This is a genomic window from Williamwhitmania taraxaci (assembly GCF_900096565.1).
In the GTDB taxonomy this organism is placed as follows: Bacteria; Bacteroidota; Bacteroidia; order Bacteroidales; family Williamwhitmaniaceae; genus Williamwhitmania; species Williamwhitmania taraxaci.
The window spans coordinates 1-11,961 of the sequence record NZ_FMYP01000090.1 but is presented as its reverse complement, the minus strand read 5'-3'; the positions used below and the strand labels follow the sequence as shown (position 1 = coordinate 11,961).

The following is an 11,961-nucleotide window of genomic DNA, read 5'->3' as shown; positions in this document are numbered from 1 at the left end:
GTTGCTTTCAGCTGTCGGACATAGTAATTTACCGTATTGCGGTGTATGGCTAAACTTGAAGAACAGCTGCGGTTGCTTTCTCCTTTGATTTTTAACTGAATTAATTGTCGTACATCCATGATATCTATCTTCTTTGCGGCCATATCCCTGATTTAAGTTTCAGCGATAAGATAGAAATCATTCCTTTCAATGGCTCAATGGCGCAATTTGCGTCGAAACGGGTGGCGCAACTTCGACCGAAACAATAGCCTAAATGCACCTAAAAAAGTGGCACAACTTCGACCGAAACGCCTGGCACAACTTGAACCGAAATGGGTGGCACAACTTCGACCGTTTTATCTAAGTTTCCAAACAATCCATTACCACTGATTTCGATACAAATTATAAAACTATGCCCACCTTCCATAAAGAGTTGCACTACATTCCGTTTTTTTTCATACCTTTATAAGGCAAATCTTACGACTATGAACAGCATTTTCTTAAAAGGGACTTCTCAATACCCGGATATCACTCTCGACAAAGCGACAGGAAGGTTCGAATTCTCCGGAAACTCAATACCCGAGGATGCTAAGGAGTTTTTCAGTCCGCTATTTGAGTGGTTGGATGAATACATCGCTAATCCCAACCAGGAAACAGTGGTTTACTTCAAGATGAGTTACTACAATACTCCTTCATCAAAAATGTTCTTCCACATATTCAAAAAACTTGAACTACTCAAGCAAAAAGGGAATGTAGTTCGAGTAAAATGGACCTACACAGAGGAAGACATGGATATGCGCGATGCTGGTCACGATTTTGCCGAGAATACAACAGTACCGGTAGAACTTATTGTAATACCCGAAGAAGATTGATACAAAAGACCGAATGGAGTTTACGCATACGGTGATTTTACGATACAATAAAGGGGGCTTACGCCCCCTTTATTATTACCAATTAGTGGAATATTTTTGGTTATAGAGTCGGTATGTTAAACTCTCACCCGATGTTTGGTTCTTATACTGAATGGTTCCCGAAAGCACCGGATTCGACTTTCCGGTAGCGGTAGTCACCATTTTGGGCAGAGGAGTTGCGATATTTAACTTTAGATCATGGTTTCCCTTGCCGCTAAACGATTGATTAATTCCCTCGAAAATCATTGGGGCAACACCTTGTAGTTCGAGAGTTACCTTCTCGATAATAATGGGTGCATCATACTTGAATATAAGGGTAAGGCTGCAGCTGGACGATAGAATATTATCAGCATCCTCGTCGACTTTAGTAAACCGAACTGCTTCGCTCACATACATCTTAGCCTTCTTGGCGGCAACGTCGAAGAAGAATTTCTTGCTTACATTGGCATTCCCAAACCGATAGGAGACCAGGATATTGTTCTCCGGATCTTCGTAACAGTTATCGTAATCGTAACTGATCTCCCAGTCGGAAACGTTATTTTTTGTTCCGTTAATACGAGCGCAGTCCGACTTTACCAGAGGTTTCTTAACTGTTGAGATGGTGCGATTGCCGAGCCTCAACGTAAACTTAAGGCTGCCAATACTATTATCAACCTCTACAAGTTCTACAGACTGTAAAATACTTTGATAACGAGCCATTACCATGTTTACTTTATCTTTCCGAGCATCAATAAACGCCTCTTGGAGGGTTTTTAACTCAGAAAGATTCTTCTCCATCTCTTCAATTGAAGTTACGATTTCAGCCTCAGCCTCCAACCTATCGAGGTTCTCCGTCATTTCGCGGTCGCGCATCCTGAAGTCGCTCACCAACTTCTTCATCTCAAATTCAGAGAAAGGGTACTTAATATGGTAGTAGTATTTGGTCTGCTTATTGCTTTTGTCGTATTGCTTTTCCCAGTAGTATTCGCTGGCATTGGACAGAGAAACACCCTGTAGGTAAGAGACTTTTCCCGATTCGCTACTAACCTGAGAGGTATATTTTTCGAGAAAGGTGGACACGGAGTTGTTATAGCTACTCTCCTCCTTTTTTAATTCACTTTTTGCCTTCACATTATCGGCCACAGAGAGAACAATGTTTTGCTTAATGAGCATCAAAGCGCTGTTCTGAGCCATATCAATGGTGGAACCGGAACCAACAACAATAATAAATTCCTTCTCCAATCCATTTACCCAATCTGGTTTTCGCCCGCTTTTATCTACCACTTTTGGTTGAGCAAATGCACCAAATCCAGAAAGGATGAGCAATGCTGCACATATAATCTTCTTCATCGGTAAATAGTTTTAAGATCGTTGATCATTATATGCTGTAAGTATAATCCACGTTGAAGAACCTTGGACGAACCTACTTATGCTTTACTAGTTCTATTCTCTGCTCCTCCATGCAGAAAAGGGAAGATTACTAACTCCCATGCGGTATTATATTTTCAATGCATTCCGAGAAGAAAACCAGCGATGTTTTGAAGAATTAAAAAAAAACTCAGCCAACCCATAAAGGGTAGCTGAGTTCTTAACTATGCTATCGAATTACTTTCTTTCATTGGAAAGTTTTTCCATTTCTTCGTTGAAGATGTTTTCAAACTTCTGCTTGTCATAGTCAAGTTGAAGTTTTTGATCCTTAGAGATTTTGTCCTTAATGTTATTAAGAAGTTCGTCCTTCGCAACCTCAAGAGCCATGTAAACCTTATACTTCTTGTCCTTAGGATCTTGGTAGGTCTTAGCACAAACAGTAGATACATTGTTCATCTCTTGATTCACAACGTCTCTGGTCATGTCCTCAAACTTTTGCTCGAACTCGCTGTTCTCACCAATTTGACGCTCATTGGTGTAACGATCGGTAACCGATTTCAAAGTTCTATTGATAGAAGCAGCAAGATTCCTTGCAGCGTCTAAGTTCGCTTTACTCTTAGCAGTTGCTTGATCTTGGCTATTACCAATACCCGATCCGCGGAAGAATTTAGCATCGCTGTGGAATTCTTCGTCACCGCATGGGGTAACTACTTCCTTCATCTCGTCAGTTGGTTTAATAACGTCCTTATGAGACTTACAAGAAGAGAAAGAGACAAGCGAAACAGCTATAAAAGCTAATCCTAGATTTCTAACTAAACTGTTTTTCATAGCACAAATATTAATTTGGTTAAGTAAAAATACAAAAGAAATCGACTTTGTGGTTAACTAATTATTAAACGATAGAGTTTTACTTGTAAAGCCAATCCCACTTTGCGTAATAGTTACTGGCAGCAGCAACCCCAATGTCGTGGATATTTTCCAGTTTTTGTTTTTCCATGCTTGTGGCATCGTCGTATTTCTTTACCTTGAAATCCCAAACCTTGCCATCCTCAAGAAGTTTTTTCTGGATTTGATCGGCAAGTTGCTGAGCATCGGCATAGCACTTTGCTTCTGGATCAATGAGGCCTAGACTTTCTGCCGCCTTATCGCTATCAAGATTTGCCCAAGCCGCTTTTGCTGCTGCAAGATTCTTGCCGCAAGTGTAATCCTCATACTGCTTGTATATCTCAGCCGAAAGGTTCATGCTCTTATCGTAGCATTCGCGGCAAACATCGGGAACGGCAATAAGGTTAAAAATTGCCTCCTCATACTTACGTTGTGCAGCAAGTGCTTGAGCACCCTTAAGAATTACATCGCACTGAGAGTTGTAATACTCAATGATCTTTTCCTTCCCCTTTTCAATGAGGCCTTTAAATTGACCCATTTTAGGACTGATATTCTTAATAGCCATAATGTAGGCCTTATCCTCGGTTTGTCCAACACCTTTGAATTGCACCGAAGTTTGGCTAAAGATGGTCTGCCCAACAGCATCAACAACATAGAAGATAATTTCTAGGGTAACCACCTGTTGCGGTGGAGCTGTAGGGGTAATGTCCTTCGTAAGCACACTTACAGCTGGAACTAAAGCAAACCGGGTTCCAAACTCAGATGCCCCAAGGCCGTTCTGAGTGGCAATCTGGCGCATTTTGTTCATCAACATGCTCTTGGCACCCTCTGGGATATCACCAGCGCCATCGGGAACAACCGCTGCAATAGCGAGTCGCTCTGCATCATCGGATTTACCCAAAGAATTTTGGGCAAACGAAAATGTTGAACTAACAAGCAATAAGGCAGCCGCAATAACTAACTTCTTCATAGTATCTCTTTTAGTTACTCAAAATCAATTACTATTTCTCACCAATAATCAACCAAGCCTCTCCTAATCCGCGCTGGTATACCTTGCTGGTAAGGTTAAACGGAGCTCCGGAAAGATACTTCCGCAAATCAGAAACAAAATTACGGGTATCAATTGCTCTCTCCTTACCATTGGCATCAACCTTAGTCATAGGGATCCGAACCTGCTCGTAGCGAGCCATGGTAGCAGTTGCATCGCTACGGCTATAACGCCCACCTTTGCAGTTATCGTCAAGCCATTTGTCAATTGCATCAACGAGTTCAAGTGTCTCTCCATTTACGGTATATTCCGTTTCGAGGTCATCCGCAGAGCTGTCAAACAATTTCACCAGCATCTTTACCTCACGACCGTTAGCAAACATATCGTCGAAGTGGGACTGAAGTTGAACGTTAAAGTTGTCGATATGCGATAAAACAGCCTCCTCGAGCAATACAGGTAACTCGGCCGAGAAGGAAGGTTGTCCGGTACCAGAAGCACCTGCAACCTGCTTGTCGCTGTAAGCATCTAGCCCTTGCAAGTTAAATGTAACCGATTTTTTAGGTCCGGTTTGGTTTGCAACCCATGTTACTTGCAGCCAAATATCAGCCTTTGCAACCTTTTTTAACTTATCGATAGGACTTTCCACAACTCCAGCTCCAGTTTTACTGGAGAGCATAGCAGATTCGGCACTCTCGTTTTCCAACGACTTGAGTGCAGATTCTAAGTTCTTAAGAGGGAATCCGCGTGACGCCATAAGCTCGTTAATCTTGCTTATAACCAACAACAGGTCAGCGTTGTCCTGCAGTGCTGCCTTGTAGTCTGCAACCTTAACCTTGGCTCCTTGGTTATCGAATTCCAGCATGTAGCCGTTCTTGTTGCACCATACATCACTAGGAACAACCATAATGGTTGGTTTTTTTGCTTGCGAAAAGCCGGAAAGTGCGAAGCCTAACACGATTATTAGAAGAAGTGCAAACGTTCCAATTTTCTTGCCCATAATTATATTTTTTTGAATAAAACACCTTTGAATGCTGCTCTCATTGATAGTAAGAACGAAAGCAAGCATGATTTAAATTGTAGTAAAAGTCTGAATTAATCTCCGAAAACTTGTTTTCCTTAATAATTCAAAAATAAGAAATTGTCCTCAAGAATGAGTTTTCCTAGATGAAATAAAGGAAGTTAACGAAAAAAAATGATCTAAAATCCAGAGTCAAGGCTCTTAATGATACCCGCCTTCTCCATGGCTTTTCTGAGTGAGGCAACATCAACGGAAACGATAACGCCCATCTTATACTCTTTACCTACCTTCATTCTATCCTCGGCAGCAATGGTACCATCACCAGCCACGTTGACGTACTTTAAATAGTCACCGCCATTGCTAAAAAAAGGATCAAAGAAATCGGATTTTTCATCGGCAACCTCGGGGCTGGAGGCTAACGCCTTCTGACCAGGAACTCCTTGCTTCCCAACAAATCCTTTGAAAATAACCCCATGAATAGCGTTTTTCTTAGCCTGCTCGATGGCTATGTTGGGCTTCTTTGAGTAGGACCACACCTTTATTAGGTAGGTTCCTTGCGTTCCGGTATTTACAGCCTCAATCTCATACCTGAAATTTTCGGTATCCTTATTGGCTTTCTTCCGAGCTTGTGCCGATGTGGTATTGAAAAGAGAAATAACCATGGCACAAATTAAACTGCCTGAAATAAGAAACTTTCTCATCATCTAAATTTTTTAAAGTTCAAAAAAAGAAATATTGTGAATTAAGAAATACATAGTTGAGTTTGTCCGATTGTAGTCGGCTGAAATTTTCAGCACTTCATTAATCGAAATCTAGATCTATAGAATCCCAGAGCAAACTCAAAAATGATCATTACCTTCGTTATTTAATCTGCCGTATTAGCATTCCTGGGTAGTAGTTGCTACCGCCTTTAAATAATGTACGATCAACCTTCGGGATGGAAACCACATTGCTGGTAGAATCGGTAGGTAGTTCTTCTCCTGCCATATAACGATTATCCCAAATTTGCTCATCAACCTTTATAACCCCTTTTCTTACATATTTTGTCTTTCCAAGGTCGTTCATAGTCTGTTCCAAAACTTCGTATTTATCGCCCTTTTCAATTCCCTCCTTAAGTCCTATTTTGGCAGAAAGAGGAGTCACATCAAATAGTGGCGTCTTGGTTTTGAAGACGTCATGTTCTTTCTGAAGTTTTGCAATCACGGCATCAATGGACTTAACGGTGGCAATACGAACCAATTCCTCTTCGCTTTTTTTAGAAAAAATGGAAGACTGAACATCGGCCCAAGCTTTATCAACACCAACTAATTCAAGACTAAAGAGGCTTGTAGTGTCAAAAGCGGCTTTTCGTTCGGGTGAATTGCTATTCGCATCCATCCAATAGTTTTGGTAGAAAATAGAGGAGATGGAGTCATTCCATGTCAACTTATAAAGATAGGAGTTCGCTTGAATTACATATCCTTTTGAGGCCACATCGGCAGCAACGCTGCCAACTTGGGCAGCGAGTTGCCCATATTGTCCACCATATTTATTAAGCAGCGATAACCCACGTTTAGCAGCGCCCATTATCTCTTCCTTACTAACATATTTGAAACGAGTAATAACTACAAAGGTATTCCCAATTAACTCCTCTCCTGCATCCGATAGTAACGCTGATCCACGAGCGGAAGACTTAGCTATACTTGCTTGCATTTCGGTAGCATCATACTGTCCTCGTTCAGCAATGCGATTCATGTTCAAATTGCCATTTTCGTCACGATTGAACCATTTGGCAATCAACTGCTGCGGTATTTGGTTTGTGCGAAAAAACTTTTGAATAATCTGAGGCAAGTCCTTTGTGTTTGTAGTATCAACAAGGCCACCAGTTGTATTTGATAGAAGACCCTTTCCATATGATTGAACACCATTATCCTTCTTCGTCTGCTTTTCTGCCTCTGTTAGTGGATAATCAGCTGGTCTAAATGAACGTATAGCCAGTGTATGGTCATCGAATTTGTTGGGAATTGGGGCACTTTCAAAACTTCGCTTTATAGTATCGGCCTTTACCAAACCTGCATCATCGAGCATTAACGTGTAAATAGAACTCCTACGATACTTCGCATTTTGCATTTTCTTATCATCCTTCGCAACAGACTGGGCCATTACGCTAGGTAAAATCAAACAGCCAATTAGTGTAAAAAACAGCAGTCTTGTCCTCATCTTGAATCGTTTTAGGTTTTAAAATTTAGGGTCTTCGTTATTTTCAAATGACTTTTGTTACTCGATTACTTTCTCTGCTCATCACGGATGCCGTAAGTTAAAGTAGATCCAACTCAATAAAAAACTTCGAATCAAAGTTCTTTATCATAATCAATGCCAACATCTGTTCGCAAAAGTGAGTCATTCCTTTTGAGTATTTAAAGATACACCATTTTGCAAATACAAACCATCACCACTTACACAAAATAAATTGTCGGATACTAATGTACAAGGTATATAAGCAATTATAGTGCGAAAAATAATGACTTATCGGCAGTCATCTCTCACAAAGTATGGTCAATCCTCATCCAAAATAGAATTGTATCGACCATAGTACCGGCCTCTTCCTATTCTGAAAAAAACAGAGAAACGGTGCAAGGATCAATAGTAAAACATAACCACATGGTCGATAAACGAAAAAAACAGGAGATTTACAATTAAATCTTAAACGGTATAATAAAAAAGAAGGAGGTCGCGTGTGGACCTCCTTCTATTTTATCGTTTCGGAATAGTAAGCTGTAGTATGTTTTTGGGGATATCAGTATTGTCCATAAAAGAACTAAAGCGATTTGCCCCACAACCTATCGCAAAAACAGGAACCGGCAGTCCTGTGTGTGATCCGCTAGTCCAACCAATACCTGCCTTTTTATTTAACAACCCTATGGCCGTTGCAATAAATTTGGACGACTTAGAATACATTGGTTTTGGATTCGTCCGGCCTTTTAGTGTCTCATTATAGGCATTTCGAAGGTTTTCAATATCTGCATTTACTAGTTTCAAACCTTTTGTGGAATCACCAAGTGCAGTTTGAACCTTTAATATCTCTAATGCTTTTTCGAAACCAGAAGCAGCATCGGGTTGGGAGAAAACCTCTTTCTCCATAATGTTTACCAGCAAATCATACGACATTTTTTGCCCTGATAACCGATGAATGTAGGAATCATAATGATTGGCATTATTTCCCAATGAAAAACCACCAGTTTCGTGGTCGGCGGTTACAACGATTAGTGTTTGATCAGGATGTTTTTTGTAGAATTCAAGAGCAACTTCAATGGCACTGGAGAAATCAAGCACTTCATGAATAGCACCGGCGGCGTCGTTGGAGTGGCACGACCAGTCTATCTTACCTCCCTCAGCCATCAAAAAGAAACTACCCTGCTTCTCAAGTTTGGCTATCGCGGCTTTAGTAAACTGAGGAAGGGTAATATCGTCAACGCCCCTATCAATTTCGGAGGTAAGCGAACTCATTGACGAGTCGGCAGTGGCTAGCCAAACAGCAGGCCCTTTGGAAACACGAATAGAGTCAATTTTATTGGGTCCTAAAAATATTTTATATCCCGATTTTTTAGCCATGGCATATAAATCACCTTTTGGACCACTTGGGCGGAGTAAGGTTGAACCGGCAAAGAAGTCGAATCCCGACTTTGTAAGATGGGTTCCAATTTCATAATATTTATTGCGATCGTCAACATGGGCATAAAAGCAAGCGGGCGTTGCATGGTCAACGCTAACACTTGTAATTATTCCAACGGCAAAACCCCTGTTTTTGAGTTCTGAAGCAAACGAAATTAAAGTATCTTTCTGCGGATTTATGCCAATATAATTAATATTGGTTTTGCTCCCAGTTGCTAGTGCGGTACCAGCAGCAGCAGAACAAGTAATATAACGATTTGCAGCGAATGTAGTGGCAAATCCAACTTCAGGAAACGTGGTAAAACTTAACCTTGCGTTACTCTTTGTAGTAGTTTGAAGGTAAACTTCGGCACTATTAACCTGAGAAATACCCATCCCATCTCCAATAAAAAAGAAGATATATTTTGGTGGGGTCTCCTTTTGAGCCCACGTAAAACTGCAAAGAAGCAGACCAATTGCAAATAATAATACCCTTCTCATTGTATTTGTTTTTTTTTCAAAGATAGAAACATAAACCGAGATATGTTACGCACAGGATTTCGATAATCCAATTGCGAATTACTCAACCTTTAATGATAGTAAGCCTTACTCCAGAATAAAAAAAAGAGGTGCCTTGCGAGCACCTCTTTAATATTATAGTGTAAATGACTACTGCATTTTATCCGTTTTATGAGAAGCATAACTAACCTTAAGTGCAGATGCTTTACGCAACTCCTGCTTTAGATCGGTAACAATTCCCATTCTGGTGTCAGAATCAATTTTCATAGACACAGTTAAGAATGCCTGATCGTTTTCATTGAGTTTGTCGCGCTCAGAGGCCACAAAATCTCGAATGTCGGTCATGCTCTTAAATACATCATTTAACTGAATCCGAGGCTCTGTTCCATAAAGCCCAACAAACTGCTTTGTAGGGGGGCCAATGTATACATAGCTTACCAGCGACTTCTTTTCTAACTTTGTTACTTCAGTTGCATCAGGTAACTTTAAACTTACCATAAGCGACACTTCACGCATGGAGGTACTTACCATGAAGAAGAATAGCAACATGAACACAATGTCAGGAAGAGAAGCGGTAGATACCGCTGGGGTTTCTTTTGAACCTTCTTTTCTAAACTTTGCCATAGCTATTTTACGTCTTTAGGTTCAGCCTCAGATATACGCTGAGGGAATACATCCTTCACGATGGTTTGCTCCTCTGCAGTAAGTTTGTCATACTTCTTACCAAATTTTTCCGAAGCCAAATTGTCGCGAAGTTCGTTGTAGGCTGCTACCAGTTCATTTTGCACAGTCATGTACATCTTGTAGCTGGTTCCCCTATCGTTTTGAAGCGAAACCACGCCCTTGGATACAGGCCACTCTCCAAGCCCTTCAATATTATCCATCTTCTTTTCAGAAAGATTTGGATCGTCGTTGGGGTTGAGAACGAACTCTTTTGTTTTATCACGGAGCATATGAACGTCCATAGGCTGTCCATTTACCAGCAACATATCGAACTTGTTTACCAAAACGATAAATACGTTTCTTTGCTTAACGTCAGGACCTTTCACCTGTACATCGGTAGGCATTGGTGGTAACATGCGCGATAGGCCAGAATCCACGTTCATAGTAGTTGCCATCAAGAAGAAGATGAGCAACAAGAACGCGATGTCAGCCATTGAACCAGCATTAATCTCCTGAACTTTTCTTGCCATATTTGTAGATAAGTTAATCAGGTTAAACGATGGGGCAACAACCCCCTCGTTGAGAATTAGCGGAAAAGATCCCTAACCTCAGTGTAAACAATACTTCCCACAGCCATAATGGAGAGGAGGTATAGAGAAATAACGCTGGTATCAACAAATCTCAGAACACCTGGAACATTGTCAGGGTTTGGGATCGAGAAGGGTAACGCCTCTGTCGACGACATAAAATATGCCACGACGAAGAAGGCAACCAGACCGAGAAAACCCATGAGCGATTTCTTGGCATTGGTTGGGTTTACAATAATGTTAACTATTGGAAATATTACCATAAGAGCAACAGCCAATCCAAATAAGACATAACCTAAACCTAAAAACACCTCTAGGTCGACGATATCCAAAAGAAAAAGGACAGGCACAATTGCAGATAATCCCAGCAGAACATATTTTATGACAGCAATAAATTTATCTGACATGTCTGACTATTTTTTAAGATTGTATTTTGCAAGGATGTCAATAAGGGTAATGGAAGAATCTTCCATGTCGTTTACTAGGGAATCGATCTTTGACACGAGGTAGTTGTAGAATACTTGAAGAATCATAGCTACAATAAGACCACCTACGGTAGTAATAAGAGCAACCTTGATACCTCCAGCAACCAATGCAGGGCTAATGTCTCCAGCTGCTTGGATTTGGTCAAAAGCACCAATCATACCAATTACAGTTCCCAAGAATCCTAACATAGGAGCAATTGCGATGAAAAGGGAGATCCAGGTAAGACCGCTTTCCATACGACCCATTTGTACTGAACCGTAAGAAACCACAGATTTCTCAACCACGTCGAGACCTTCGCCCATTCTGTCCAAACCTTGATAGAAGATGCTGGCAACAGGACCACGAGTATTGCGGCAAATTTCCTTAGCAGCTTCTACTCCACCGTTGTTCAGAGCTTCTTCGATTTTGGCAAGAAGTTTCTTGGTGTTGCTGGTAGCCATGTTAAGGTAAATAATTCTTTCGATAGCAAGAGCCAAACCAAGAACAAAGCAAAGAAGAATTGGAGTCATCCAAGGTACACCACCTTCGATAAACTTCATCTTAATTTGCTGATGCATAGATGTCTCTGCTTCAGGTGCAGCGGGTGCTGCAGCAACTGCTGCGGTATCTACCTGCTCGGTAGCTACAGTAGTGTCAGTCTGAGCTGCTTCGCCCTGTGCATAGGAGGAAACTGCTCCGAAAGAAAGCATTCCCAGAAGTGCTACTAATCCAAATAGTTTTTTCATGTTTTGTTGATGTTTAGTTTTAAACGTTTGCGTTCTCTTTAGTTAAAATTAATGCTACTTCTTTCAAACCAATATTGCTTAACAAGCGCGGAGAGGGCGGGATTCGAACCCGCGATACGCTTGTGGCATATACACACTTTCCAGGCGTGCGCCATAGACCACTCGGCCACCTCTCCTGATTTCACAATTTTTTAGGTGTGCAAATTACAATTTTTTTTTTTAA

The 11,961-nt window shown here is 41.0% G+C and carries 12 protein-coding genes and 1 tRNA gene; 1 reads left to right on the top strand and 12 read right to left on the bottom strand.

Annotated features, from left to right (window positions below):
* Positions 1-464: 464 nt before the first annotated feature.
* On the top strand, positions 465-851 hold the full coding sequence (locus BLS65_RS15930) for a DUF1987 domain-containing protein (protein ID WP_170830169.1): 387 nt from the start codon (positions 465-467) through the stop codon (positions 849-851).
* Positions 852-926: 75 nt separating this feature from the next.
* Here BLS65_RS15930 and BLS65_RS15925 read toward each other — a convergent pair whose 3' ends face one another.
* From BLS65_RS15925 to BLS65_RS15870, 12 genes are all read right to left on the bottom strand, one after another.
* Positions 927-2,219, bottom strand: a complete 1,293-nt coding sequence (locus BLS65_RS15925) for a hypothetical protein (RefSeq protein ID WP_092440786.1) — start codon at positions 2,217-2,219, stop codon at positions 927-929.
* A 255-nt stretch (positions 2,220-2,474) separates the two neighbouring features.
* Positions 2,475-3,065, bottom strand: a complete 591-nt coding sequence (locus BLS65_RS15920) for a hypothetical protein (protein WP_092440784.1) — start codon at positions 3,063-3,065, stop codon at positions 2,475-2,477.
* 79 nt (positions 3,066-3,144) lie between these two features.
* Positions 3,145-4,092 (bottom strand): hypothetical protein, encoded by a 948-nt coding sequence (locus tag BLS65_RS15915; RefSeq protein ID WP_092440782.1) that lies wholly within the window; start codon positions 4,090-4,092, stop codon positions 3,145-3,147.
* A 31-nt stretch (positions 4,093-4,123) separates the two neighbouring features.
* Positions 4,124-5,107: a DUF6175 family protein gene (locus tag BLS65_RS15910; RefSeq protein ID WP_092440793.1), complete on the bottom strand. Its 984-nt coding sequence runs from the start codon at positions 5,105-5,107 to the stop codon at positions 4,124-4,126.
* Between the two features lie 200 nt (positions 5,108-5,307).
* Positions 5,308-5,832 (bottom strand): hypothetical protein, encoded by a 525-nt coding sequence (locus tag BLS65_RS15905; RefSeq protein ID WP_212590577.1) that lies wholly within the window; start codon positions 5,830-5,832, stop codon positions 5,308-5,310.
* A 157-nt stretch (positions 5,833-5,989) separates the two neighbouring features.
* Complete coding sequence (locus BLS65_RS15900; RefSeq protein ID WP_125869913.1) at positions 5,990-7,327, bottom strand: hypothetical protein; 1,338 nt, start codon at positions 7,325-7,327, stop codon at positions 5,990-5,992.
* Positions 7,328-7,861: 534 nt separating this feature from the next.
* Positions 7,862-9,259 (bottom strand): alkaline phosphatase, encoded by a 1,398-nt coding sequence (locus BLS65_RS15895; protein WP_092440778.1) that lies wholly within the window; start codon positions 9,257-9,259, stop codon positions 7,862-7,864.
* A gap of 168 nt (positions 9,260-9,427) precedes the next feature.
* Positions 9,428-9,901: an ExbD/TolR family protein gene (locus BLS65_RS15890; protein WP_092440776.1), complete on the bottom strand. Its 474-nt coding sequence runs from the start codon at positions 9,899-9,901 to the stop codon at positions 9,428-9,430.
* Positions 9,902-9,903: 2 nt separating this feature from the next.
* Entirely contained in the window at positions 9,904-10,470 is a 567-nt protein-coding gene (locus BLS65_RS15885) for an ExbD/TolR family protein (protein ID WP_092440774.1), read from the bottom strand.
* Between the two features lie 56 nt (positions 10,471-10,526).
* Positions 10,527-10,934, bottom strand: a complete 408-nt coding sequence (locus BLS65_RS15880; protein WP_092440772.1) for a hypothetical protein — start codon at positions 10,932-10,934, stop codon at positions 10,527-10,529.
* A 6-nt stretch (positions 10,935-10,940) separates the two neighbouring features.
* The gene (locus BLS65_RS15875; RefSeq protein ID WP_092440770.1) at positions 10,941-11,738 is read right to left on the bottom strand and encodes a MotA/TolQ/ExbB proton channel family protein; all 798 of its coding nucleotides are present in this window, start codon (positions 11,736-11,738) and stop codon (positions 10,941-10,943) included.
* Between the two features lie 88 nt (positions 11,739-11,826).
* Positions 11,827-11,914: transfer RNA gene (locus tag BLS65_RS15870), tRNA-Ser, on the bottom strand.
* Positions 11,915-11,961: the final 47 nt, after the last annotated feature.